22 protein-coding genes and 3 tRNA genes are annotated in these 23,942 nt (G+C 54.0%); 11 read left to right on the top strand and 14 right to left on the bottom strand.

The window, feature by feature from the left end:
- Positions 1-174: 174 nt before the first annotated feature.
- Entirely contained in the window at positions 175-621 is a 447-nt protein-coding gene (locus Q0628_RS12425; protein ID WP_298771428.1) for a type II secretion system protein, read from the bottom strand.
- Positions 622-1,070: 449 nt separating this feature from the next.
- Here Q0628_RS12425 and uvrB point away from each other — a divergent pair, with 449 nt between their 5' ends.
- The 3 genes from uvrB to gpmI all read left to right on the top strand — a co-directional run bounded on the left by uvrB (position 1,071) and on the right by gpmI (position 6,201).
- Complete coding sequence (gene uvrB, locus Q0628_RS12420) at positions 1,071-3,287, top strand: excinuclease ABC subunit UvrB (protein ID WP_298771426.1); 2,217 nt, start codon at positions 1,071-1,073, stop codon at positions 3,285-3,287.
- Between the two features lie 129 nt (positions 3,288-3,416).
- Positions 3,417-4,460, top strand: coding sequence for a hypothetical protein (locus Q0628_RS12415; protein WP_298771424.1), 1,044 nt, complete (start codon positions 3,417-3,419; stop codon positions 4,458-4,460).
- Positions 4,461-4,566: 106 nt separating this feature from the next.
- Positions 4,567-6,201, top strand: a complete 1,635-nt coding sequence (gene gpmI, locus Q0628_RS12410) for a 2,3-bisphosphoglycerate-independent phosphoglycerate mutase (protein ID WP_298771422.1) — start codon at positions 4,567-4,569, stop codon at positions 6,199-6,201.
- A gap of 54 nt (positions 6,202-6,255) precedes the next feature.
- Here the strand turns inward: gpmI and Q0628_RS12405 are convergent, their stop codons facing one another.
- Positions 6,256-6,777, bottom strand: coding sequence for a hypothetical protein (locus tag Q0628_RS12405; protein WP_298771420.1), 522 nt, complete (start codon positions 6,775-6,777; stop codon positions 6,256-6,258).
- A 104-nt stretch (positions 6,778-6,881) separates the two neighbouring features.
- Between Q0628_RS12405 and Q0628_RS12400 the strand changes: the two genes are divergently transcribed.
- Positions 6,882-6,964, top strand: a tRNA-Leu gene (locus Q0628_RS12400).
- Between the two features lie 25 nt (positions 6,965-6,989).
- Complete coding sequence (locus tag Q0628_RS12395; protein ID WP_298771419.1) at positions 6,990-7,418, top strand: hypothetical protein; 429 nt, start codon at positions 6,990-6,992, stop codon at positions 7,416-7,418.
- A gap of 50 nt (positions 7,419-7,468) precedes the next feature.
- Here the strand turns inward: Q0628_RS12395 and Q0628_RS12390 are convergent, their stop codons facing one another.
- The 5 genes from Q0628_RS12390 to Q0628_RS12370 are packed head-to-tail and all read right to left on the bottom strand — an operon-like array spanning position 7,469 to position 13,046.
- On the bottom strand, positions 7,469-7,963 hold the full coding sequence (locus Q0628_RS12390; RefSeq protein WP_298771418.1) for a hypothetical protein: 495 nt from the start codon (positions 7,961-7,963) through the stop codon (positions 7,469-7,471).
- Between the two features lie 9 nt (positions 7,964-7,972).
- Positions 7,973-9,760, bottom strand: coding sequence for a single-stranded-DNA-specific exonuclease RecJ (gene recJ / locus Q0628_RS12385; RefSeq protein WP_298771416.1), 1,788 nt, complete (start codon positions 9,758-9,760; stop codon positions 7,973-7,975).
- A gap of 2 nt (positions 9,761-9,762) precedes the next feature.
- Complete coding sequence (locus tag Q0628_RS12380; RefSeq protein ID WP_298771414.1) at positions 9,763-10,887, bottom strand: DNA polymerase III subunit delta'; 1,125 nt, start codon at positions 10,885-10,887, stop codon at positions 9,763-9,765.
- Positions 10,884-12,200, bottom strand: coding sequence for a peptidoglycan DD-metalloendopeptidase family protein (locus Q0628_RS12375; RefSeq protein WP_298771412.1), 1,317 nt, complete (start codon positions 12,198-12,200; stop codon positions 10,884-10,886). The genes Q0628_RS12380 and Q0628_RS12375 overlap by 4 nt, the downstream gene beginning before the upstream one ends.
- Before the next feature lie 3 nt (positions 12,201-12,203).
- Entirely contained in the window at positions 12,204-13,046 is an 843-nt protein-coding gene (locus Q0628_RS12370) for a permease-like cell division protein FtsX (protein ID WP_298771410.1), read from the bottom strand.
- A gap of 91 nt (positions 13,047-13,137) precedes the next feature.
- On the opposite strand from Q0628_RS12370, the gene Q0628_RS12365 reads away from it, so the two are divergent.
- The 4 genes from Q0628_RS12365 (at position 13,138) to Q0628_RS12350 (ending at position 16,523) form a co-directional block, all read left to right on the top strand.
- Entirely contained in the window at positions 13,138-14,145 is a 1,008-nt protein-coding gene (locus tag Q0628_RS12365) for a hypothetical protein (protein WP_298771408.1), read from the top strand.
- Positions 14,142-15,149: a tRNA (adenosine(37)-N6)-threonylcarbamoyltransferase complex transferase subunit TsaD gene (gene tsaD / locus Q0628_RS12360; protein ID WP_298771406.1), complete on the top strand. Its 1,008-nt coding sequence runs from the start codon at positions 14,142-14,144 to the stop codon at positions 15,147-15,149. Before Q0628_RS12365 ends, tsaD begins: the two co-directional genes overlap by 4 nt.
- A gap of 94 nt (positions 15,150-15,243) precedes the next feature.
- Positions 15,244-15,672 (top strand): hypothetical protein, encoded by a 429-nt coding sequence (locus Q0628_RS12355; protein ID WP_298771404.1) that lies wholly within the window; start codon positions 15,244-15,246, stop codon positions 15,670-15,672.
- A gap of 2 nt (positions 15,673-15,674) precedes the next feature.
- The gene (locus tag Q0628_RS12350; protein ID WP_298771402.1) at positions 15,675-16,523 is read left to right on the top strand and encodes a biotin--[acetyl-CoA-carboxylase] ligase; all 849 of its coding nucleotides are present in this window, start codon (positions 15,675-15,677) and stop codon (positions 16,521-16,523) included.
- Between the two features lie 39 nt (positions 16,524-16,562).
- Here the strand turns inward: Q0628_RS12350 and Q0628_RS12345 are convergent, their stop codons facing one another.
- The 5 genes from Q0628_RS12345 to Q0628_RS12325 form a co-directional block, all read right to left on the bottom strand.
- Positions 16,563-16,796: a hypothetical protein gene (locus Q0628_RS12345; protein ID WP_298771400.1), complete on the bottom strand. Its 234-nt coding sequence runs from the start codon at positions 16,794-16,796 to the stop codon at positions 16,563-16,565.
- On the bottom strand, positions 16,783-17,676 hold the full coding sequence (locus Q0628_RS12340) for a UbiA-like polyprenyltransferase (protein ID WP_298771398.1): 894 nt from the start codon (positions 17,674-17,676) through the stop codon (positions 16,783-16,785). Before Q0628_RS12340 ends, Q0628_RS12345 begins: the two co-directional genes overlap by 14 nt.
- Positions 17,670-18,233 carry a UbiX family flavin prenyltransferase gene (locus tag Q0628_RS12335; RefSeq protein WP_298771396.1) on the bottom strand — a complete coding sequence of 188 codons (564 nt, stop codon included), beginning with the start codon at positions 18,231-18,233 and terminating at the stop codon, positions 17,670-17,672. Before Q0628_RS12335 ends, Q0628_RS12340 begins: the two co-directional genes overlap by 7 nt.
- Positions 18,233-18,913 (bottom strand): ubiquinone/menaquinone biosynthesis methyltransferase, encoded by a 681-nt coding sequence (locus Q0628_RS12330; RefSeq protein ID WP_298771394.1) that lies wholly within the window; start codon positions 18,911-18,913, stop codon positions 18,233-18,235. Before Q0628_RS12330 ends, Q0628_RS12335 begins: the two co-directional genes overlap by 1 nt.
- 80 nt (positions 18,914-18,993) lie before the next feature.
- Complete coding sequence (locus Q0628_RS12325) at positions 18,994-21,522, bottom strand: CotH kinase family protein (protein ID WP_298771392.1); 2,529 nt, start codon at positions 21,520-21,522, stop codon at positions 18,994-18,996.
- A 178-nt stretch (positions 21,523-21,700) separates the two neighbouring features.
- On the opposite strand from Q0628_RS12325, the gene Q0628_RS12320 reads away from it, so the two are divergent.
- Positions 21,701-21,773: transfer RNA gene (locus Q0628_RS12320), tRNA-Phe, on the top strand.
- A gap of 58 nt (positions 21,774-21,831) precedes the next feature.
- On the opposite strand, the gene Q0628_RS12315 is transcribed toward Q0628_RS12320, so the two are convergent.
- The gene (locus tag Q0628_RS12315; protein WP_298771390.1) at positions 21,832-22,980 is read right to left on the bottom strand and encodes an HD domain-containing phosphohydrolase; all 1,149 of its coding nucleotides are present in this window, start codon (positions 22,978-22,980) and stop codon (positions 21,832-21,834) included.
- Positions 22,981-23,065: 85 nt separating this feature from the next.
- On the opposite strand from Q0628_RS12315, the gene Q0628_RS12310 reads away from it, so the two are divergent.
- Positions 23,066-23,146 (top strand) — tRNA-Ser (locus tag Q0628_RS12310).
- Between the two features lie 55 nt (positions 23,147-23,201).
- Here the strand turns inward: Q0628_RS12310 and Q0628_RS12305 are convergent.
- Positions 23,202-23,915, bottom strand: a complete 714-nt coding sequence (locus Q0628_RS12305; RefSeq protein WP_298771388.1) for a ComF family protein — start codon at positions 23,913-23,915, stop codon at positions 23,202-23,204.
- Positions 23,916-23,942 lie beyond the last annotated feature (27 nt).

The following is a 23,942-nucleotide window of genomic DNA, read 5'->3' as shown; positions in this document are numbered from 1 at the left end:
GTGCGCAACATACAGCTACCGTTACCGGCGACAATTGCGAAGCCCTTACGCCATCCTTCTCAGATATTGGCAAAGGCACTCGAGCCGCTAATGGCGGTTAATTAATAAAAAAAATTATCCAAAAGAAGAAGCACTCCCGAACGGGAGTGCTTTTTCAACATTTGCTTGATTATGCTACTTTGTCGCTGCGCCAATGTTCGTGAAGGACGGCGTCAAAGCGTTGCAGACGCCATTATTATCCGGTGCTGCAGCTACATGCTTGACACCGGACTTTCCGGAACCAGAAGCCTTCGTCGAAGTGACTGTCCACTTGGAATTCTTTGCACATGCATCCAAGTCGGTTTGGGCATCTGCAGTCCAAACACCCCCAGCAACGCTATAAGCAAATACATTGCTTGCGGGTTTGTTATAACCGATAGCTTGATCCGTTTGACCGACCTCGTTCATTTCGGCAAAGTAGCTGTCCTGCAGATGCACGTAGGTTCCTGCGGCAGGGCCGACTTCGGAAGCCTTGGACTTGGCGATCATGCCGAACAGCTTCGGCACTGCGACGGCGGCGAGGATGCCCATGATCACGATCACGACCATCAATTCAATGAGGGTAAAACCTTGCTTTTTCATAGTGTACTCCTTGTTGTTTTGTTACACACTTGTTTGAGCTTCCGGCCCGTTAGTGGGTGTTTCAACTCGTTTACGTTTCTAATATACAACTATTTTTTTCGAAAAGCAATAGTTTTGTCAAAATTTTTTGCATTTTTGTCAAAACTCATTCTCGTTTTCGTCTCGTTTTCGTCACAAAAAATTACTTTGTTCGCAACAGACTATTCCGGGAATGTTCGCTTTTTCGTCAAAAATCGCCATATTAAAGCCGTTTTTGATGATGGACTATATATACAATTTTTTTGACCGGGCGGGGACTTTTTGTAAAAAATTTTCAATTTTTCCTATTCCATATTGGAGTATTCAAGTCCATTTTGGGGCCATTTTTTACTCTTTTGGGCACTAATTTTCCTGGCTTGCGGCACATTTTTCTACCTTATCAGAGCTCAAACCCCTTTATATATACCACCATGGCACGCGCACGCAAGACAATTACACCCGATCCGTATGCGAAACCGATAGCGAAACCGCTACCGCCGGAGCAGAGTTTGCCGGGGAAGTTAAAGCAGTTCCAGTCGCCCACTCGCGCGAACTTTGAACTGGTGAGCCCTTACGGGGCGGCGGGCGACCAGCCGAAAGCCATTGAAGAACTTACCCGAGGTTTTGAGAGCGGCGAACAGTTCCAGACGCTGCTTGGCGTCACAGGTTCCGGCAAGACTTTCACGATGGCGAACGTCATCAAGAACGTAGGCAAGCCGACGCTGATTCTTACGCACAACAAGACGCTGGCGGCGCAGCTCTACCAGGAATTCAAGGCGTTCTTCCCGCACAACGCGGTGGAATACTTCGTGAGCTATTACGACTACTTCCAGCCCGAAGCGTATATTCCGCACACGGACACGTTTATCGAGAAAGACGCGAGCATCAACGACGAGATTGACAAGCTCCGCCTGCGTGCCACCGCAAATTTATTGACCCGCCGCGACGTGATTATCGTCGCCTCCGTAAGCTGCATCTACGGTTTGGGAAGCCCGAGCGAATATTTTGACTTGATGGTGCGCATCAAGAAGGGTGACGTTTACGACCGCGACAAGATTCTGCACGACCTGGTGCGAATCCAATACACGAGAAACGATTTCAGCCTGGAACGCGGCAGCTTCCGCGTGCACGGCGACGTGATTGAAATCCACCCGAGCTACGACGAAGAGGGACTCCGCATCGAACTGTTCGGCGACGAGGTGGACAGGCTCGTTCGCTTCAACATCATTACCGGCGAAGTCACTCAGGAAATGGACGAGATGACGATTGCACCGGCAAAGCACTTCGTGACGAAAGAAGAAGGCCGCGCGGGCATTTTGCAACGCATGCAAGTGGAATTGACCGAGCGCCTTGCAGAGCTGGACAAAGAAGGCAAGGTGCTGGAATCGGCGCGCCTCAGCAGCCGCACCCGCTACGACATGGAAATGATTCGCGAGACCGGCATGTGCAGCGGCATCGAGAACTACTCCCGCATTATCGAGAACCGCGCCCCGGGTACGCGCCCGTTTACGCTCATCGACTACTTCGGCGATGACTGGCTCCTGATGGTGGATGAATCCCACGTGAGCATTCCGCAGGTAGGCGGTATGGCCGAAGGCGATAAGAGCCGCAAGACCACGCTTGTGCAGTACGGGTTCCGCCTCCCCTGCGCCTTGGACAACCGCCCGATGAACTTTGCCGAATTCGAGTACATGTACCCGAAGCAGGTGCTTTTCGTGAGTGCCACGCCCGGCGATTACGAACTTACCAAGACGGGCGGCGTCGTTACCGAACAAATTAACAGACCCACCGGACTTCTGGACCCGAAAATCGAGATGTTCCCCATCAAGGGCCAGATGGACGTGCTCCTGTACCGCATCGAGGAGGTCGTCAAGAACGGCGACCGCGTGCTGGTGACGACCCTCACCAAGAAGATGGCGCAAGACCTCACCGACTTCTTTGTGGAAGCGGGCATCCGCGCACGCTACCTGCACAGCGACATCAAGACATTGGAACGCCACGAACTGATTCGCGGACTCCGCACCGGGGAATTCGACGTGCTCGTGGGCATCAACCTGCTGCGCGAAGGCCTGGACCTGCCCGAAGTGAGCATGGTGGCCATACTCGATGCTGACAAGGAAGGGTTCCTCCGCAACTACCGCAGTTTAATCCAGACGATGGGCCGCGCAAGCCGTAACGTAAACGGCACGGTACTGCTTTTCGCAGACAACATGACCGACAGCCTGGAAAAGGCCATCACCGAAACCGCCCGCCGTCGCAGCGTGCAGGAAGAATTCAACAAGGAACACGGCATTACGCCGAAGTCCGTGACCCGCAAGCTGGAAGACGACCTGAGGATTGCGGATCCCCTTGGAATCGACGGTGACGATTCCGTCGACGACGACTGGGAAGACGACGGCATCCGCCCGATGGAACCGCTGCAGCCCTCCAGCAAAACGAAGAAGAAGGGTTCCCGCTACTCCAAGCGTGCGGAGAACGCCAAACTGAGCGCGGCCGTCGGCGCCACCGCAGCACGTCATCCTCGCTCAGGTGAGAATCAGTCTTCCAAACTCGAAGACCTGGAACGCCAGATGAAAGAGGCCGCCGCGCGCCTCGACTTCGAGGAAGCGGCCAGACTTCGCGACATTATCCGCGACATGCAGGCCTAAACGCGCCTTTTTGCGCTTTTTTGCCCCTAAAAAACGCCATTTTTACGAATTATGTCCAATTTTTTATTTGCATAATGGACATTTTTTGTGTATTTTCACAGAAAAGAAACTTTTTATGAGGAATAAATCATGAAATTCAATTTTGCAAAGACTCTCTTCGCCAGTTCCCTTTTCGCAATCGGAGCTTTCGGACTCATCGCCTGCGGCGATGACAGCTCTAGCGGCTCTGCCGGCGGCGACGAAAACGGCGAACCGGTCGAAGTTCCCACCCAGCAGGACGCCACCATTGACGTTTCTGGCGTTAGCGCCCGTCAGTCCGGCACCAACATGAAGTTCTACGGAACCTTTACGCTGAACACAATCGACACCAGCAGCGCCCACTCCGACGCTCTGCAGTTCACCAACATGGCTTACAAGGTAGCCAAGGGTGCTGACATCAACAACCTGACAACCGTCAACGTGAACGTCAATGCGAAGACAGTAACGCCCACGAAGCAGGGTATCGACCTGGGTTCCATGGCTTCTGCAAACGTGTCCGTCAGCCTGCTCGACACGGGCTTCACCAGCTGCGGCAGCTTCATGCTCATCGTGACCGCCTATGCCAACGACGGCGAAAAGGACTTCGAGAACACGCAGACCATTCCCTTCACTCGCGACTCTCTCGAATTCTGCCAGGAAATTCCGTCTTCTTCTTCGGAAGAACCTGTCAAGCAGGAAATCCAGATGGTTCCCTGCCAGATTGACCTTTCGACCGACATGATGCCGGGCCTGAACCTTGCCACTTGCACCGGCGTTGCCGCTGCCGAAGCAGCCACTGCCGACGTGATCTTCAACAAGGCCGGCTCCACCAGCGACCCCGAAGTCGAAGTCACTAGTGGCAACGGTGCAACATTTGCCCCGATTACCAACACCGACGACTACGAAGTGGATATGTGGCCTGAAGACGTCAACGGTGGCCGCAACGCCTACCTCAGCGACTTCAAGTACAGGGCTCCTATTGCCGGTCCGAGCATTGCAGGCATGATCGAGAACTCCAACCAGATCTACGTGGCCAAGGCCGCCGGCGGTGACGAAGCAACCGGCACCGGAATCTACGCCTTTGCCATCAGCAGCTACAAGGAAGGCAACAACGGCAACTACAACCTGACCGTCAAGCTTTACAAGGCTCAGTAATAGTTACCTATACCAGGTTTCAAGGCTCCCCGTACATACGGGGAGTTTTTTTTGTGAACAGCGATTTTTCTATATTTGCGCCGTAAACATTTTAATGGAGTAAATCATGCTCAAGAAGCTTTCCAATTTCCCCGGCATCAAGGGACCGATCGTAACCATCGTCATGGATGGTTTTGGTATCACCGATAAGGTCGAAGGCAACGCCATCAAGGCAGCCCGCACCCCGACTCTCGACAACCTCTTCAAGATGTACCCGAACGTGCTTTTGAAGGCTCACGGCCGCGCCGTGGGTATGCCGACCAACGAAGACATGGGTAACTCCGAAGTGGGCCACAACGCCATCGGTGCCGGCCAGGTGTACAACCAGGGTGCCGCCCTCGTGCAGGACGCAATCGTCTCCGGCGACATCTTCGGCCGCGACGCCTGGAAGGAAATCGCCTCCAACGTGCGTGACCACGGTTCCGTGCTCCACTTCATCGGCCTCTTCAGCGACGGCAACGTCCACTCCAACATTTCTCACCTGAAGGCCATGGTTGCCCAGGCCAAGAAGGAAGGCCTGAAGAAGGTCCGCGTGCACATTCTCCTCGACGGTCGTGACGTTCCGGAAACATCCGCCCTCGATTACGTTGGCCCGTTCGAAAAGTTCCTCGACGAACTCCGCAGCCCGGAATTCGACGTCTGCATTGCTAGCGGCGGTGGCCGTATGCAGATTACCATGGACCGTTACAACGCTAACTGGAAAATGGTGGAACTCGGCTGGAAGACCCACGTGCTGGGCGAAGGCCGCTACTTCGACAACGCTACGCAGGCTATCGAAACCCTCCGTGGCGAAACCAAGGCTATTGACCAGGACCTGCCCCCGTTCGTGATTGCAAAGGACGGCGCTCCGGTCGGCACCATCAACGACGGCGACTCCGTGGTGTTCTTCAACTTCCGTGGCGACCGCGCCATCGAAATCACCCGCGCCTTCGAAGAAGAATCCTTCAACGAATTTGACCGCAAACGCTTCCCGCATGTGTGCTACGCCGGCATGCTCCAGTACGACGGCGACCTCAAACTCCCGAACCGCTTCCTCGTTCCGCCTCCGGCCATCAAGGAAACCAGCGGCGAATGGCTCGCTGAAACGGGCGTCAAGCAGTTCGCCTGCTCCGAAACGCAGAAGTACGGCCACGTGACCTACTTCTGGAATGGTAACCGTTCCAGCAAGTTCGACGGCGAAACCTACCTGGAAATCGAATCTGACGTTGTTCCGTTCGAACAGCGCCCGTGGATGAAGGCTGCCGAAATCACCGACGCCATGATCGAAGCCTTGAAGAGCGGCAAGTACCAGACGCTCCGCTGCAACTTCCCGAACGGCGACATGGTGGGCCACACGGGCTCCTTCCGCGCCGCTACGATGGCTATCGAAGCTGTGGATATCGGCCTCGCCCGCTTGCTCCCGGTGATTGACGCCCTCGGTGGTGTCGCCATCATCACGGCTGACCACGGTAACGCCGACGAAATGTACGAAATCGACAAGAAGACCGGCATGCCGAAGGTCAACAAGGACGGTACCTTCAAGGCAAAGACCAGCCACACCTTGAACAAGGTTCCTTGCATCCTTTACGATAACGTAACCGGCGGCAAGCTCGGCCTCAAGGAAGGCGACTGGGGTCTGTCGAACATCGCTGCAACGACCGCGAACCTCCTCGGCCTCGAAAAGCACGAAGCGTGGGATGATAGTATGTTAATCATCAAATAATTGATGATTAACATCAGACAAAATTAAAAATGGAACCTGAAAAGGTTCCTTTTTTTATTTCCCTAAAGTGCCACGGGAGTATTCGTTGATGCAGGTGACGGCCTTGCGCTTGCAGGGCGTACTTTCGTCGTAAAAGACGACGCGGTCGTTGCGGAAGACTTCACCGAAAATTTCCTTGCCGGCGGCGTTGCTCGCCTTGTTGTACTTGACATCGTAGAAGATGTCGGTGTCACGGGTGACCACACGGATTTCTACGTCGATTTTGTAGGCGCCATGCGAACCCTTGAGCTTGAAGCCGTAAGGCATTTCTTCCATCTTGAGGAACTTGAAGTCCGGGGCCTCGAAATCGAGCTGCATCCAGGAGCGGGCGCCACCCTTACTGCGAAGGTCGAACCAACCTTCTAGCGAACCTTCGGTGCTTTCGTTGGCCGATTCCATGGCCATGTTCAGGCACGCGATATAACCGTCGCGGGCGAGCGAAAGGTCTTCCTTGAATTCGTGGTAGGTATCCATGTCGCCATCGTAGGCGAAAAGGGGGGCGATACAAATAGCAACTAGAATTACAAAAAATCTCATACCATTAATGTAGCAAACAACAGCAAAATACATTCATATTTAGATTGTTTCGACCACCGTCTACTGTCGACTGCCGACTTTTTCTATATTTTGGCCACGCCCGAGCCCGGGTGGTGGAATGGTAGACACTGGGGACTTAAAATCCCTTGGGGGCAACCTCGTGCGGGTTCAAGTCCCGCCCCGGGCATTAAAGGCTTTAACTCGGAGTCCCTATGATCGAATTCTATCCGAACAGCATCTATTACCCGCGCGAAGCCGTCGAAGACAAGCTTGCCAGGGGCGAACTTGAAAAGACCGAAAAACACCTGATGGGCTGGACGGAACGTCACCGTGGCGAAATTTGGGACTGTGCCCGCGACGACTCCGAAAATCCGACGGACGAAATCTTGCTCGACAACCTGCGCGCCCTTCTGCTCTGCAAGGGTTCCCTGCAGCCTGCCGCCGAAATGGGCGACATGATCAGGGAAATCAAGAAAGAAGAATGGTACCGTAACGAGTCCCACCACGAAGACCCCGAGGAAGTGGCCGACGAGTGGCGCGCCAAGTACCTGGTCAAGTGGCGCGAAGCCCGCATGTTCGAAGCTTTCATTCTGATCGAGAAGCGCACCGAACAGCTGCTCGCCATTCTAAAGAACAAGTAAGCCCTTAACCCAATAGGAAGGACGATACCGGAACACATCCGGCATGATATTTAGCGGTCCTTCCAGGCGATGGGAACCCACACGACAAAACGGCCCTGCGTACTGCGCGGATAACGCCAATAGGTCTGGACTTGCGAAAGCACCAGGCCTTTAAAATTTTCGTCTTCGGTGTTGCTGAAAAGAATTTCGGGAGTAAAATGTCCCAGCGAATCTAGCGTGAGCTTGAGGCCCAGCAGCACATCGCGCGGAGAGCTCTTGACCTTGGCACGAGATTTTTTAAAATGGGATGCCGCGGCATAGTGGAGGCCTGCGGCGCGGCCCTGCAAGAACCTTTCAAACTGGACAAGATCGCGGCCGGCAGTATTTTCAAGGACATAGAGGTCGTCGAGCGAAGGCATGACAACTCGCCCCGTGAATCCCTTCTGCGCAACCGGTTCCGGGACAGGCACGATCGACGCGACCTGATGATTCGTCGGCACCAGCGATAGGGAGAAAAGCAGTCCGGCAAAGACGAGAATCAGGAAAATGATGGGTAATTCGCGCATCGTCGACCGTCAATTTTTTTCGGGAAGTGCTTCCTGGCAGGGTTCAATGGACTTTACGCACAGCTGCAGGGACTTCTTGTCGTTAAAATAATTCCAGGTCGGTTCAAAGACGATGGAGACGGGCTTGTTCCCATTGAGCAGGCTCTTGCACTTGCGCAGTCCGAAGCCGATAGCGGCATAGGGACGGCTGCCCGCCTGGGATATTTCCATTTGCAGATGACCGCCGCGAATTTCGCGCACGCGGTGAATGGTCACGTTATCGGCACGGAAGGAGGGATACGGGAAATTGCCGCTGAAGGGTTCCAGCAGATCGATAAAGTCGAGCACCGAGACCATGTTGCGGCCAGTAGACCTTCCGACGGGCATATACTGCCCCGCCTCGACCACGAGCTCGTTAAGCGATACGCAAATGTCGTAGGGACAGGATTCTGCCTGAGGGAGTTCCTCGCCCCCCGTATAGTTCTGGTTTGCCGCAGATTCCTCAAGGCGGCGACGCAGTTCGTCCACCTTGTCGGCCGGAAGCGAGAAGCCCGCCGCATTGGCGTGCCCTCCCCAGCGGTCAAAGAGGTCGCGGGATTCGAACAGGGCCTTGTGCCAGTTAAAACCGGGAACCGCTCGCGCACTCGCATGGGCCATGCCGTCATCCACGGATAGGACGGCGGCAGGGCGATGAAATTCCTGGGCAAGCTTCGCGGCAACGATTCCAATGACACCCACGTGCCACTTCTCCCCCGCAACGACGAGAACCGTCGGCAGCGTGTCCCCGTACATGGCCTTGACCTGCTCCATGGCCATATCGGTGATTTCGGCTTCTTTCTGCTTGCGCTTGCTGTTCCATTCGCGCAGTTCGGCCATCAACGCGTTTGCCGTCGCCATGTTCGGGCTCAGCAATAGCTTGAGGGCGGGATCGGGACGCTCCATGCGGCCGGGCGCGTTGAGGAGCGGAGCGAACTTGTACATGACATCGATTCCGCCCACGCTGCCGTGACGCTTCATGAGGTCACTATACATTTCCTGAAGGCCGGGCCAGCAGCTGCATTCGATCGACTTGAGCCCCGCCTTGGTAAACGCGCGATTTTCCGGAGTCATCTGCACCAAGTCGGCAAGGGTTCCGAGCGCCACCAGGTCAAGGAACTTGGTCGGCTCGGGCATCGAAAGGCGCGAATAGAGCGCGCATATAAACTTGTAGGAGACCCCCACTCCGCAAAGTTCCGGATTGGGATAAGTATCGCCTTCCTGGTGCGGATCCAGCAGGACATCGCATACGGGAAGTCCATCGCCCGAAGGCTGGTGGTGATCAATGACGAGCACCGAAATACCATATTCCCTGGCGAGGGCAATTTCCGCATTCGCCGTAATCCCCGTATCGACGGTAATCACGTAGCGGGCTCCCGCCTCGTGCAATTCCTCGACAGCCGAAGAGGACAGTCCGTAACCGTCACCAAAGCGATTCGGGAGACGCCAGTCGCTTTCTATCCCGAGCTCGGCGAGAGCTCGCGTCATGAGCGTCACTGCAGTCATGCCGTCGAGATCGTAGTCGCCAAATACAAAAATCTTTTCGCCCCTTTCGCGAATATCCAGGAGCCAATCAACCGCCTCGGTCATGCCCTTCATCAAGAACGGATCATGCACGTCGTCGGAATTGCCGCACAGCATGCGGTGTGCATCCGATATGGTACGGATACCGCGCGACACGAGAAAGCGTGCAACCACATGCGGAATGCGCAGGTTCTGCGCCATCGACGAAGCCAGCTGTTCGTCACTGCATCCGGACTTGTCCATTCTCGTTGCGTCCATGGTTACTTGTAACCCTCGAAAAGCTTTAGCGCCAAATTCTGCAGGCACATCGACGGGATAATTCGACGGGACTCGATGCGCGACATGGTTTCCTGAACGGCCACCAGTGAAAGTTCAAGGGCAGTCGCATCGATGCGCGGGAAATTCTCTATTCCCACGTCACGGGTCGTTTTCGGCAAACGCAAGGGAGCCCCCGCCTGTTCCCGCAGCAAGTCCGCCATTAAAAAGGAAAGCACTTCCAAGAAACGGTTCGCCTCGTAGGCATCGTCAAGGGACGACTCCTTAAGTTCCATGAACAAGTCGGTATACTCGGAGCGGAGCGATTTCTGCACGAAGTCCACCGCCAGGTTGCACCAGCCGGTGCCATGCTCGGCATAATAGAGAGCCTTGCCAGGAGCGCCGACGGCAAGTCCGACAATATCGTCTGTCAGGGAGCCTTCGTCAAAGTCTTCGCCCGCCACCCTGAGAACTTCCTTGCGGACTTCTGCATCGGTCAGCGGCAACAGGTGCAGTGCGAGGCAGCGCGAGCGGATCGTCTGCAACATCTTTTCGCGCGAGGACGTGGTCAAGATAAAGTAGGTGTTCGGCGGAACCTCTTCCAAGGTCTTCAAGAACGCATTCGCCGCGGATTCGTTCATGCGATCCGCCTCGGCAATGATTACCGTACGGACACGGTCGCCCTTCATGGCAAAGCCGGACGTCATGGAACGGATTAGATTCACCGAGATGAAGGCCGCCGCCGAAAAAATGTCGACTCGGTAGGGGTTCTTCTGAATATCGTCGATATAGGTTTTCTTGATATCTTCGATGGTCTTGGCCTTGCTACCCGCCGAAACATCTTCGGCGCTGCGAGTGCGAGCCTCTTCCGATTCCAGCGGAATGACCCAGTTTTCGGTCGCACCGCTGTCCGTCGCCATGCGGCAACCGAAACAATGGCCACAGGGGCGCGACACCTCGTCGGAACACTGAAGCGCTTTCATGATTTCCATGGCGAGCGCCTTCTTGCCGATACCCGCAGGACCGTCAATCAGAATCGCTTGCGGAAAACGATTCTCGCGGAGGGCCGACATTAATCGGATGCGGGCACGTTCCTGCGACAAGGGGCCTTTCAAAGTATATTCAATCATTTCTGGTTCAACCACTGCAAAGGATCCACTGTCTGCGTTCCCTCGCTCACTTGGAAATACAATTTAATTCCATTTAGCGAAGCCACATCGCCCACTTCGCCAATTTCTTCACAATTTCGCACCTCTTTGCCTTCCTGAACGCGGATTGCGGCAAGGTGCCCGTACACAGAATAGGTTCCACCCGCATGTTCGATGATCACCGAGGGGCCACGGCCATCGATTTCGGCAACCATCACCACCGTTCCGGCTGCAGCAGCCTTTACGGCACCGCCACGCTTTCCGCGTATTTCGACGCCAAGGTTACGCGTCATGATATGCAGCACCGGATGTTCCTGCAAGCCATAGTTGCTGATGATTTCGCCCTTCAGCGGCATGCACTTCGGGCCCTTGACGGACTCCGCCACGGTCACCTTCGGCTTCGAGACTTCCTTCGTCTCCTTCTTCTTGCCCTTCTTCGCCTTTTCGGCTTTCTCCCGGGCCTTGCGTGCAGCCTCTTCCTTCTTCGCCTGTTCGATTTCTTTCTTGCGGCGCTCTTCCAGTTTCTTGATCAAGGCAAGCATCGTCTTCTGGTTCTGTTCAAATTCCTTCAGGGCGCGACGCTGCATGTTCTGGTCGTGTTTCAAGTTCATGAGCATCTTTTCCTGACCATTCATCTGCGACACGAGTCCCTTTTCTTCGGCAGCCTTCTTGGTACGCAGCTGTTTCAAGTCCGAAAGGTGTGCGGTTTCCTGTTGTTTCTTTTCGTCGCGTTCCTGCACCAGCTGTTGCAGCATCTCGACTTCCTGCCGGTCCTGGTTCAAGATATGGTGAACCCAGTAGACCTGGCGGTCGGGGTTTCCTTCCTGAGTCAACAGGCTATACAGCGCGCGCGCCTCGCTGTTCCGGCCGTTTACGTACAAGCTTCGGATACGTTTTTTCATAGCCATCTTGCGCACCTCGATTCGACGGTCGAGCGAATCGATATCGGCCGAAAGTTGCACGATGGCGCTTTCCAGCATTACCTCGCTCCTGGAAAGTTCCGAGATGTAGGTACGGGTCTGGTTTAGATTCTGGTCAAGGATGGAAATCGTGTTTAGCACGCCCTTTTCTTCGGTTTCGAGCAACGCCAGCTCCTGACGTTTCTTGGCAAGGTCGGACTCCAACTTTTTCAAGGCATTCTTCTGTTCGCTAATCTGCGCATCCGTCTTGCGCGTCACAGACTTCGTGACGGACTTCGAGGATGTCTTCGCCGCCTTTTTAGCAGGTGCCTTGGCATAGGATTCGGAGACTCCGAAACTGAGCAACAGGCAGAACAGAAGAACCGTTAGACGCATGCGCTATTCCTGTTCGCTCCGCGTCACAGAAAGGAATCCGCGGACCGTGCGGAAGCTAAAGTATCCAGAGATTACCGTCACAAGCAGCGTCACCAGGAACAGTGCCAATCCAAGGCCGTCCAGGTTAGCCGCTATAATGGGGAACGCCCCCGCCACGGAACGAATGACCATAAGCAGCAGCAACACGGCAAGCCCCGAGCCGACCACTCCCTGAATGACTCCCTGCAGGACAAACGGAAACTCGATAAAGAAATGGCTGCCTCCGGCATATTTCATGTTTTCGACAAGGAGCCTTCGCGAAAGAAGCGAGAGCCGCACCGAATTGCAAATGATGAGCGACAGCGTAAAGAGCAGCAGGACGCTAATGCAGGCTGGCCAGAAAAGCATGCGGAATTTCCAGGCCGCAATTTTTTCGACCCATTCCACAGGAGCCTGAACTTCTTCAAAGAACTCCTCTCGAATCAGCGCATTTTTCAGTTCCGACAATGCGGCCGGATTCTTTTCGGTTTCATCCAGGGTCACCCTGAAAAATGGAGGAATCGGGTTCCCTTCGACAAGGTCAAGCATTTCGCCCGAAAAATGCCTACGGAAATCGGCCAAAGCGGAATCGGCACTGACAAAGGAGACTGAATTCACAAGCTTCATATGCCTCAGGCGATTCTGAATGACCTTGATGGAGTCCTCGCCGACACCATCCGGCAAGAAAGCCTCGACGGCGTACAGGTTCTTTTCGAGCGTCAGGATCCGCATTCCACCGCCAAAAGCAACCACCGACGCCGAGAGGAGTAAAGAACAAAGAAAAATGGTCACCAGCGACGGAAGGATAACCGTGCGGTGCTGTTTCATTCCGCGGAAAGATTCCGATATTAAATAACCAAGTTGTCCGAGCACGAGCTAAATTATAACTAAATTTTAGAGGACTCTTTTCGAGACGCTTATGGGAAATATCGTATTAAAGATAACGGCTGTTATTTTCGGCATCGCGCTCTGGTTCTTGGTCATTTCGCAAAAGGACTTCCAGCTTTCCATGGATGTTCCGCTGAATTTCGTGAAGATTCCCGAAACGCTGGCCATCGCCTCCAAGCCTCCGCATACCTTGCACATCACCGTCGAAGGAAAATCATGGGACTTGATCCGTCTACAGCAACTGATGCGAGACCCAAAACAGAACTCCGTCGCCATGGTTGTCGACCTGCAGCAAGCCGAACTGGGATCGACCCGCATTCATCTAGACGGCAAGAACTTCGTGGCTCCCGGATTCCCTGACATCCGATTCGTTGAACCCGAAAACCAGCTTCTATTCGTCGATCTCGACATCGATACGCGCATCACGAGAAACATTCCTATCAAGTCCTTCATCACCTTCAGTGCGGCTCAGGGTTACCTCCTCGCCGACGAGCCCGTACTCACCCCCGACGAAGTCATCGTATCTGGAGCAAGGAACGCTCTCACGCGCATTATCGACATTCCGACAGATTCCCTTTCCTACGACACGCTGCGCGAAAGCCAGACATTCACCATACCGTTGGACTTTTCGTCGCTTCCGTCGTTCGTAACCCCCAGCGATTCGTCAACCAGCATTTCCGTGAACATCCAGAAGATGAACACCCGTACGTTCGAGAAAATTCCGGTTAACCTCATCGGCTTCTTTGACAAGGAAACCTACTCGCTCGTTCCGAACACCCTATCCGTTGAAATCACCGGTGGTAAGCAGGCGCTTGACACCATCTCGGCAAGCAACATCGAGTTGCTGATGGAATTCAACCGTTTTGCCATCGAAGACGCCGACAGCCTCGCCCCGACCGTCAAACTTTCGCTTCCGGCCCACATCAACCGGGAAATGTCAATCAAGGCAATCCAGCTGAAACCCGAAAAAGTCTATTTGAAGAAGAAAGAAGCCCAGGCTCCGGCCGCGGCCGATTCTCTAGGAGAGGTCACGCCATGATCTGGCTCGGAATTGAATCCAGCTGCGACGAAACCGCCTGCGCCATTTTGCAGGACGATCCGGTAAAAGTTCTCTCGAACCCGCTCTACAGCCAGATAGACGAGCACGCCCTCTATGGAGGAGTCGTCCCGGAAATCGCTGCACGCGCCCACCTACAGAAGATATCCCCCATTGCAGAGGCGGCTGTCAAGGAAGCGGGAATCGAGCTCAAGGATATCGATGCCATCGCATACACCACGGGCCCCGGGCTCATGGGACCGCTCCTTGTAGGAGCGAGCTTTGCCAAGGGCCTTGCACGCGACCTGCAAATACCCGCCTACGGCATGAACCATCTGGAAGGGCATCTTGCCGCTGCATGGCTCACCCATCCCGAAATCGAGCCTCCTTTCTTGACCCTCACTGTTTCTGGCGGGCACACGGAACTCGTGCTAGAAGAACCCGGTTTCAAGTACACAAGCATCGGGCGCACTCGTGACGATGCAGCCGGTGAAGCCTTTGACAAGTGCGGAAAGCTTCTCGGACTCAAGTATCCGGCGGGAGCGACCATCAGCAGGCTCGGAAAAGACGGAAACCGCAAGTTTGTCGACTTTCCGCGTGCACTCCATGTCCATGACAACTGCGAATTTTCCTTTAGCGGCCTCAAGACGGCAGTGCTCCGCTACACCGAAACACACGACGCCGACTTTATACAAAAGAACATCGGCGACATCTGTGCCTCGCTCGAAGACGCTATTGTCGACAGCCTCGTGACCAAGACCATTACAGCCCTCAAGAAGACCCGCATGAAGACGCTTGTCGTCGGAGGGGGCGTCAGCGCGAACGCCTGGCTAAGAACCCGCCTGCAGGATTACTGCGACAAGCACGGCATTATGTTCTGCATTCCCGAACGCAGCCTGAGTACAGACAACGGAGCCATGATTGCAGCAGCCGCCATCCGCCGCAAGTTGCAAGGAAAGCTCGAATCCGTCAACGAGGTAAAGCCCTGGATGCCCCTCGCCATCTAGCTTTTGGGGCACAAGGTGCTTTCTAGGGCGCGATTTAGTCACGGTTTTCCGAAACGACCTTTTCTTTTCCACTTTTTCATTGTATATTATGGATATGACATCGACTATTGTGCATAAGGTTGTTCTTTTTCTTGGCATAGCTGCACTCTGCAGCTGGGCGCAAGATATCGAAAAACCCGTCAACGATGTCGACGTGTTCCGTCCCGAAAAACGCGACACGAAAGTAGAACTGGTCGATTCAACCAAGAGTAACGCCGTTACCCTGAACGTGGACATTTTCGCCGACGGCCTGATCGGTTCCTACTACATTCTCTGGGACGATGTTGACCTGTCCGAAGACATCAAGAAGATGATGACCACCCGCGACTTCGCCCGCGACGAATTCTTCATGCAGAACATTGACCGCGAACAGTTCGAACAGGAAAGGCTACTGCAGCTCTTCGAAGACAAGAAGAAGGAATATTTCGCCATTTTCCCCGAAGAAGCCCTGAAGATGATCGAAGACCAGAAAAAAGACGAGTAGCCGTGTTCAGCCACGAAAGAAATTTCAGCGCTTGGAAACTGACCGGTTTTGCAGGCGCCCCCGCCATCCTCTTTGAGAGCCTCGAAAGCACGCATTCCCTGATGAAGCAACGTGCCGTAGCCAAAGAAATCCAGGCAGGCACGCTATTTGTCGCCGACAGGCAAACTGCCGGAAGGGGCCGTCACAATCGCACCTGGGTTTCCCCCGCCGGACTCAATCTCTACTTCAACATTTTGATTCCGCTTGACGGGATTCCGTTGAATAGCGCCCCGCAGCTCACACAGGTCGCAGCGCTCACTTTCGCCGAGACTTTCAGGCAAATTCAGGACGACGCAAATGCGCAGGGGTTCGGCAACCGGGATATCGGCAAGGTTACCGTCAAATGGCCGAACGATGTCCTTTGCGGCAAGCATAAGTTTTGCGGAATCCTTGCAGAATTAATTTATCCAAAATACATTTGCATGGGCATTGGGATTAACGTGAATAGCAATCCCTCCGACTACGCCCATCTCGGCCGCGATATCACGACACTCAAGGACATCTGCGGCCAGAACATCAACCGCGAAAAACTGTTGCAGGTCCTTGTCGGGAACCTGGAACGAGCCGTAGGGCAGTTCCGCGCCTTCGGCATTTCACCCTGGGTTGCCGCATGGAAACGCATGGACCAGTTTATCGGTGCCCGCGGAACAATTATCGTCAATAACCATTGCACCGACCAGAACCGCGACAGCGGCGAAGGATCAGTCAAGAAGACCGGATGCATCCTGGACATGAATAGCGACGGAAGCCTGCTTTTTCAATGCGACGACGGATCTATAGAAACCGTCTATTCCGCAGATCTAGAAATTTAAATGGAGATTGCCGCGATTTCTAACGAAGCGGCCTGCGCATCACTTTTTTCTTGTCTTGTAAAACAAGCTTCCCACAAGCGAAACAGCAAGCACCACGATCATCGCGGTGAGGCCCATGTCGGCGAGGTTCTTGTATTCGCCTGCATAGCCCGATTCTATCAGCATAATGAGCACGAGAGCAATCACGGCGGCAGTGGCCCCCATGCGTTCGAACATGCGAATTTTTTCTTCGATTGTAAACGGTTTCTTGAAAGGTCCGTTAGTAAAGGGCATCGACGTTACCTCCCATGCAAATCCACACGATGAGTCCGACCATCACAAGAACGCTGATAGCGACATTCGCCAAGAAAAAATCGCGGTTCATGGCGTCAAGATCGTCGGATTTACGGAACAGGTGAATATAAAGAATGGCGACAGTCATCAAGCCGGTTACCACCCACCAGGCAGCGCCCATTCCCCAGAACATGCCAAACGCCACGCACAATGCAAGCATCGCGACATGGCTCCAGAAAGCAATCTGCAGGGCTCGCTTACGGCCAAAACGGGCGGGCACCGAATGGAGTCCCATGGCGCGGTCGATTTCCTCGTCCTGAGTCGCATAGATGATGTCAAAGCCGCCCATCCAGAGCATCAAAATGACAAGCAGGAAAATCGGGAACACGGCAAACTCGCCGCGAATGGCTATCCAGGCACCGAGCGGGCTCATGCCAATTGCAAAGCCCAGGAACCAGTGACAAAGCCAGCTGAAACGCTTCCAGTACGAATAGGACAGAAGAAGCAGCCACACCGGCAGAGCGAGCAGCCCGGCAAGCGGTTGCAACAGCGCGGCAAAGGTCACGAACAGGACTCCGTTCACGGCAAGGAAAGCGATTACCGATGCCCTGCTCAGGCGCCCCGCAGGCAGGTGACGCTTCGCGGTGCGCGGGTTCTTGGCATCGATATCGGCATCGGCAATGCGGTTGAAGCTCATCGCGCTGTTGCGGGCGGTCACCATGCAACCCACGATCAGTGCGACGATCTTGACCGCCTCCGCGGCAGACATGCCGCGGAAACCGTTTGCCGCAACCCACATGGAACCGATTGCGAAAGGCATCGCGAACAGCGAATGGCTGAAGCGCACCATGTGCCCGAATTCAAGAATTTTCCTTAGCATCGCGGCCCCTCCCACGGTTCGACAATATCGCCCCGGCCCGGGAACGCTCCCAGATGCTTCAGGATCTTGGAGACGACCGTATCCACCGCCTCCTCGATTGTCGCGGGTCTGCTATAGAACTGTGGCGAAGCCGGAATCACCACGGCACCGGCACGGGTCACCCGTTCCATATTCTCAATATGGATCAGGTTGTACGGCATCTCCCTGGGCACAATCACTAGCGGACGGCGTTCCTTGAGACTCACGTCCGCAGCGCGAACCAGCAAGTTGTCTGCCGTTCCCGCGGCAATGCGTCCCAGCGTCCCCATGGAGCACGGCACCACGGCCATACCCGCATATTCGGAACTTCCGCTTGCACACTCCGCAAAGAAATCATTCATGTCGGGCATGTCATCGACAAAGCCAAAAAGCGAATCCTGTTGCTCGTAGGCAACGACATCGCGCCCCGTAGGCGTTACCAGTGCAGTCACCCGGTGCCCCAGCCGCTTCAGATGCATTGCCGTACGCGTTGCATAAATGGCGCCGCTTGCACCCGTTACCCCAAGGATAAACCGCATTACGCCCGCCTCCTTAGCAGCACACGGTAGGCAACGCCCCAGAAGCAGGGTTTCACATGGACAAGCTCGAAACCATTCGACTCCGCCAGAGCGACAAACTCGTTGACCGGCAAAAAGCGCAGAATGGAATTCACCAGGTACTCATACGCATCGCGCTTACTGAAAAAGGCGCCCAGCACCGGAATGAACAGAGGCGCAAGCCTCCTGTAGAAAAACTTGTTGAAGGCATTGCGCGGCGAGAAAAATTCGAGAACCTGAAGGTACCCCCCTTCGCAAAGAACCCTCGCCGATTCCCTGAGTCCCGCTTCCGCATCGGGAAGGTTGCGCATTCCAAAACCATTCAAGACGACATCAAAGGACGCATCCCCGAAGGGCATCTTCATCGCATCGAGCTGGACTGGCCTTGCAGAGGTTTTCTTGCCAGCAGCACCACGCAGCATTCCATACGAAAAGTCTCCCAGAACGGCGACATCCTGCACACCGTTGAACTTTTCATAGGTCACCGCAAAATCGCCCGTTCCACCGCAAAGGTCCAGCAGGCGTTTGCCCGGGCGCATCCGTTTCAGTTCACGACAACAACTGCGACGCCACAGGATATCCTGAAAGCAGCTCAACGCATGATTCAAGAAATCATAGCGATTTGCAATCTCGTCGAACATCTTGCGCACGGGGCTTTTCATGGTGGCAAATATAGAAAAAGGAGCGTGGCGATAAGCCTGCCGCTCCTTGCAAAGATCTTCTTGAGATTAGAGAGTCTAGACTACTTAAACTTTGCCGAAATCGACATGTCACCCGAAATCGTCGCTATGCATTTGGTCGGAGTGCCTTCCACCGGAGTACAGCCGCTCCAACTGTCAAGCATGGCACCCGCAGCGGGCACCGCCGTCAATTCCATCTGGACACCGGCAAAGAAGTTGCCCGAGTAGTTTGTCGAAGTGGTCGTCGTTCCCGGAAGCTTCATGTCTTCCATCAAAACGGCACCATTTCCAGAAGACGAGATCGTCACCTTGGCCATTTCGCCGAGACCAAATTCGCTCTTGTACTGTTGCAGGATTTCGGTATCGCGATCCTGAGCCCATGTCGTAAGTCCCGAATTCGAGACAGAGAACGAACCGTAGCCACGTTCCTTCTGTCCATTCTTTTCCAAGTCCCTTTCCGCTTCGGTCGCATCGATAGACTTAGCCATTTCTGCGCGGACCTTCTCAACCACGTTGGCATTCAAGTAGTTCTGCAGCATGACAGCGGAACGGTTGATAAACAGACGACGGAAATCCGGGTTCTTGATCAGACGAGCATAGAGCACATGGAAGCAATGTTCCTTTCCGCCGGTAAACGCCTTGTCATTACTCGTATAGCAGCTTCCGGTGGCGCGACCACCCTGTTCGACCCACTTGAACATGTTCGTGCTATGACTAAAGCCATCTACGCCCCAGTCCCAGTCAAAGCCATGGTCCAAATCGTAGATCATGAACTTCCAGCGGGTATCGGGCGACTTCCAGACACGAACGTTGTTGTTCGGCCAGTCGCCATTATGGATATACATTTCGGCAGCCATGTAGTCTGCAAAGTTACCGACATCCATAATCGACTTCACATAAGCATAGGCTTCGTTATTTGCACTGCTAAAGTCATTCGCGGCGACATATTCCAGCATCGCAATGTATTCGTCAGGAGTACCGTTGCTTGCGGTAACTTCCTTCGACAGGTGCTTGAGGAACGTGACCGACGAGGCGTCAATACCGTAATTCGTTTCGACATAGTTCTTGTTGTAGCGTTCACGCATGTCATGAATGCCGCGATATTCGCCATTGTAGAATACCACCACCTGACGGCTGCGCTGATAGTCAACGCTGCTACCTTCGAGAATGGCACCACCAAGCGCATCGGCAAAGTAGTCACTCACGAAACGGTTACCGTTATTACGCAGGTTGAAGGCCTTATACTTGTCATTTACGCCCTTGCGGGTTTCAAACAGCGGATAGTGCAGCCAGCCATCCTGGTATTCCTCGCGCATCACGATCGCGACGGACTTCTTGCATTCCATTCGGCTCCAGCCACCCATCAGGGAAATGCCCGCATCGATTTCAAATGCCTTTTCCTTGCTCTTCGAACCATCCGCAAAGTATTCCACATGAACCGGAAGTTCACCAGAATCGTTCGGATAGGATTCGTTAGGAGCATACATCTGGTCATGATCCATATCGGGAGTACCACCGTTCGTCTTCTTGTAGTACTTAACGAAGAAACTCGGGTCAACACTCACGGACACCACGGGCATGTTCACATTTTCACCGATGAAGTAGGTGTTCGTCACCACGTCCTTGGTCAGAAGACCGTTCTTGTAGGCAGCGCAACGCAAAACGGTATTCTCGGTGATCGTAATCGTCGAATTGAATTCAGGAGAATTTTCTGTAGGCACCGAGCCATCCTGCGTGCAACGCACTTTCATGCCGTCACTGACCGACGGCGGATTCAGCACCACCTCGTTCGAATAGAATCCGCCCTGAGATCCCGTAAAGGAGAAGGTCGGGGCCATTCCATCGTAAGCCGTCTTGATATTGTTCGGCTGTTCCGGAGTCGCTTCGGCAAAGAACTTCCAGTCACCGCCATCCACGATTCCCCAGCTAATCCCAGGCTGCAGTTCAGGATAGTTGACCGAGTCGCGAATTCCGTAGAAAGGGTCGATCAGGTAGATGGTTCCGCCGGACTTTTCCAGTTTCCAGTTCGTATGCGTACGGGCATGCATTCCGTTGCCATCCTGAGCTGTCACGGTCGGAATGTTCTTCTTGTCGCAGAACACGATACGGAAAGACTTCGCTGCAATCAATTCGTCACCAAAGACCCACTTGCGGGATTCGCCACGATTTTCAACCAGAGAATAGCCCTTGAGGTTCGCGGGTTCGTTACCGGCATTGTAAATTTCGACCCAACCCGGATCGTCGCCATTTTCGTCAAGCCAGTCCAAATTGACTGGGGAAATTTCGGTAATGACTAAAGCGGAATTGCCGACCCAGTGAACCGTCGTATCGGCAGGCACGTACACAGTATCAATCTTACGGATGGTATCTCCCGTAATGGTATCAATCGTCAAAATCGTATCTATTTTTGAATGCGTCGTATCGAATCTATAGGTCGTATCACCGGTAACGGTATCAATGACCATGGTCGTATCTATACGAATAGAAGGTTCATCTTCACGAGAAGAAGTAGAATCGTCAGAACAAGCAACGACTCCTGTCAACAATAGCGCAAAACAACCAAGAGCCGCTACGCAATCTATTTTTCTCATTGGATACTACCGCCACCTAAATTAATTCGCCACCAGGAAAATCCCAATTCCCGGCCAACCATTCAATCACCCGCTAGTAAATTTAGAAGATTATTTAGAAAAAAGGAAAAAAAGTCGGTAATATTCTATTTACCCTTGACAGGCGTCACAAACAGTTCTATATTTGGCCTACCAAGTCGGCGCTGTAGCTCAGTTGGTAGAGCAGCGGACTGAAAATCCGCGTGTCGTCAGTTCAATTCTGACCGGTGCCACGAAAAGACCTCGATCAATTCGAGGTCTTCTTCTTTTTTTACAGATCTTTACAAAGGACTAGTTTTCGGGATGCAGCGCGGCATAGGCCGCCTGAGCCACACGGTACGGCTCGTAAATTTCGTCCCAGTGCTGCAGCAACACTTCGACCAACTCCGGCTGGAACTGCGCACCGCCCTGCTTGGCAAACTCTGCACGCACCTGTTCTTCGGGCCAGGGTTTCTTGTAGCAGCGCGGGCTAGACAGGGCGTCCAGAACATCCGCCACGGCACATATACGGCCCGCCAGAGGAATTTCCTCGCCAGCGATTCCACGAGGATAGCCCCTGCCATCCCAGCGCTCGTGATGGGCACGGGCAATTTCAGCCGCGTAGCGAAGCAACTTACGCTTGGAATTATGGAGCATGCAGTAACCGATTTCGGAATGCGTCTTCATGATGGCGTATTCCTCGTCCGTAAATCGACCGGGCTTATTCAGGATTGCATCGGGAATACCCACCTTTCCCAAATCGTGCATAGGGGCTGCAAGACGAATCTGGGCTGCATCCTCTTCCGAAAGTCCGTAGAACTTCGCAAGCTGGTACGAGATTTCCGCCACGCGCTGGATATGGTCGCCGGTTTCCTGACTGCGGTATTCGGAAACTTCACCGAGGATATGGATAATTTCTCGTTGCGTCGCTTCTAGTTCGGTGTTCAGCATCGCCGATTCGACGGTCTTTGCGGAATACACGGCGGTAAGGGTCAGGCGTTCCAGATCCTGCAGCGAGAATACAGCCTTTTCGCCACGCTTGTTAATCGCCTGGAACACACCCATGACACTTCCCGAGGAATTGAGCAAGGGAACCGTCATTACGGATGTCGTGCGATAATGAGTCTTTTCGTCGCTACGGCGGTCAAACCTGGGGTCGAGGTAAGCATCCTCGATCAGCAACGGTTCACCCGTCTTTACGGAATAGCCAACAAATCCGGCATTGTGCGGAATGCGAAGTTCGCTCACACCATGAGCGACCTTCGTCCAGAGTTCGCCGCTATCCTCGTCGACAAGCCATAGGGAGCAGCGGTCCGCCGAAACAATGGACCTACCCAAATCTGCCATCAGGACGAGCAAGTTATCCATCCTACGTTCGGCCGCAATCTTCGGCATGTAAGAGAATAAAAGTTCCAGAATTTTCTGAGACTCGATTACCTGATTTTTGTCCTGCTCCATCATATGTGCAAAAATGTAGCTAATCCCATCCAAATTCACAGGATCTCTTGACAGAATTGTCTCCATTTTTCTATCCTTGGGAAACCCTGGAGGAATAGGCTAATTGGTAAGTCAGCGGTCTTGAAAACCGCCGCCGTAAGGCTTGGGGGTTCGAGTCCCTCTTCCTCCGCGAACAAGCTCCCGTCCGGGAGCTTTTTTGCATTCCCCATTCCCCCATCCCACATCTAATTGATTTTCCATTCCATCTGGTTGTCGGCGACAAAATCGGCAACTGCCGAGGCGGGCTCGTCATAAAGCAGCGTGCATACCTTGACCGGGAGCGGGAAATCCCGTCCGAAAGCCGCCAGGCATGCCGAGGTGGTCGCCCCCGTCGTAAAGACATCGTCCACGACGACAACCGTCCCCGATAAAGGAGGCTTTTTTAGCACGCAGCCAAATGCAAATGCCACATTGCGCTCCCGTTCTTCCTTGGAAAGCTTCGTCTGCGAAACAACAAAAGTCTTTCGCTTCAGCCAACGGCAGACTTTACCGCCCAAAGCAAGCGAAAGCGCCGCGGCAATCTTTTCGGCCTGATTGTAGCCGCGTTCCCTATACCTGGCCCTATGGAGCGGAACAGGAACAAAGTAAAGCGGTTTCGGGAACATGGACATTTCCTCGCGCAAAAGCCCGCACCGAACCGATGCCGAATGTTTGACCAGATACGTCGCCATTCCCGAAATCCCCCTATACTTGAGCGCATGCACCAAGCGCCGTGTCAAGGGCCGCATGGGGTACAAACTATAGGTATCCGGCCCGGGAGCCACATCTATAGTCGATTCGCGTTCCAGTTCCTTGACACACTCCGGGCACAGCCAAGGGTCCAAGGCCCCCGAAGGGCTCCCGCATCCTAGGCATTCGGCTCCAAAAACAAAGCGTTCCACATTTTCTATCCAGCGCATATGAACTCCTCGGAACCCAGGCAACGG

The organism is uncultured Fibrobacter sp. (genome assembly GCF_937877005.1).
GTDB lineage: Bacteria > Fibrobacterota > Fibrobacteria > Fibrobacterales > Fibrobacteraceae > Fibrobacter.
The sequence above is the reverse complement of the archived record's forward strand: the minus strand, read 5'-3'. Positions and strand labels throughout refer to the sequence as shown.

What these genes read in the sequence shown, in the direction of transcription:
- Q0628_RS12330 (WP_298771394.1), bottom strand. Translation starts at nt 18,913, where the DNA reads ATGAAAAGCCCCGTGCGCAAGATGTTCGACGAGATTGCAAATCGCTAT.
- Q0628_RS12365 (WP_298771408.1), top strand. Translation starts at nt 13,138, where the DNA reads ATGGGAAATATCGTATTAAAGATAACGGCTGTTATTTTCGGCATCGCG.
- Q0628_RS12325 (WP_298771392.1), bottom strand. Translation starts at nt 21,522, where the DNA reads ATGAGAAAAATAGATTGCGTAGCGGCTCTTGGTTGTTTTGCGCTATTG.
- Q0628_RS12375 (WP_298771412.1), bottom strand. Translation starts at nt 12,200, where the DNA reads ATGCGTCTAACGGTTCTTCTGTTCTGCCTGTTGCTCAGTTTCGGAGTC.
- Q0628_RS12390 (WP_298771418.1), bottom strand. Translation starts at nt 7,963, where the DNA reads ATGCGCGAATTACCCATCATTTTCCTGATTCTCGTCTTTGCCGGACTG.
- Q0628_RS12405 (WP_298771420.1), bottom strand. Translation starts at nt 6,777, where the DNA reads ATGAGATTTTTTGTAATTCTAGTTGCTATTTGTATCGCCCCCCTTTTC.
- Q0628_RS12370 (WP_298771410.1), bottom strand. Translation starts at nt 13,046, where the DNA reads ATGAAACAGCACCGCACGGTTATCCTTCCGTCGCTGGTGACCATTTTT.
- Q0628_RS12415 (WP_298771424.1), top strand. Translation starts at nt 3,417, where the DNA reads ATGAAATTCAATTTTGCAAAGACTCTCTTCGCCAGTTCCCTTTTCGCA.
- gpmI (WP_298771422.1), top strand. Translation starts at nt 4,567, where the DNA reads ATGCTCAAGAAGCTTTCCAATTTCCCCGGCATCAAGGGACCGATCGTA.
- Q0628_RS12340 (WP_298771398.1), bottom strand. Translation starts at nt 17,676, where the DNA reads ATGCTAAGGAAAATTCTTGAATTCGGGCACATGGTGCGCTTCAGCCAT.
- tsaD (WP_298771406.1), top strand. Translation starts at nt 14,142, where the DNA reads ATGATCTGGCTCGGAATTGAATCCAGCTGCGACGAAACCGCCTGCGCC.
- Q0628_RS12355 (WP_298771404.1), top strand. Translation starts at nt 15,244, where the DNA reads ATGACATCGACTATTGTGCATAAGGTTGTTCTTTTTCTTGGCATAGCT.
- Q0628_RS12425 (WP_298771428.1), bottom strand. Translation starts at nt 621, where the DNA reads ATGAAAAAGCAAGGTTTTACCCTCATTGAATTGATGGTCGTGATCGTG.
- Q0628_RS12315 (WP_298771390.1), bottom strand. Translation starts at nt 22,980, where the DNA reads ATGATGGAGCAGGACAAAAATCAGGTAATCGAGTCTCAGAAAATTCTG.
- Q0628_RS12380 (WP_298771414.1), bottom strand. Translation starts at nt 10,887, where the DNA reads ATGATTGAATATACTTTGAAAGGCCCCTTGTCGCAGGAACGTGCCCGC.
- Q0628_RS12305 (WP_298771388.1), bottom strand. Translation starts at nt 23,915, where the DNA reads ATGCGCTGGATAGAAAATGTGGAACGCTTTGTTTTTGGAGCCGAATGC.
- Q0628_RS12395 (WP_298771419.1), top strand. Translation starts at nt 6,990, where the DNA reads ATGATCGAATTCTATCCGAACAGCATCTATTACCCGCGCGAAGCCGTC.
- Q0628_RS12335 (WP_298771396.1), bottom strand. Translation starts at nt 18,233, where the DNA reads ATGCGGTTTATCCTTGGGGTAACGGGTGCAAGCGGCGCCATTTATGCA.
- uvrB (WP_298771426.1), top strand. Translation starts at nt 1,071, where the DNA reads ATGGCACGCGCACGCAAGACAATTACACCCGATCCGTATGCGAAACCG.
- recJ (WP_298771416.1), bottom strand. Translation starts at nt 9,760, where the DNA reads ATGGACGCAACGAGAATGGACAAGTCCGGATGCAGTGACGAACAGCTG.
- Q0628_RS12345 (WP_298771400.1), bottom strand. Translation starts at nt 16,796, where the DNA reads ATGCCCTTTACTAACGGACCTTTCAAGAAACCGTTTACAATCGAAGAA.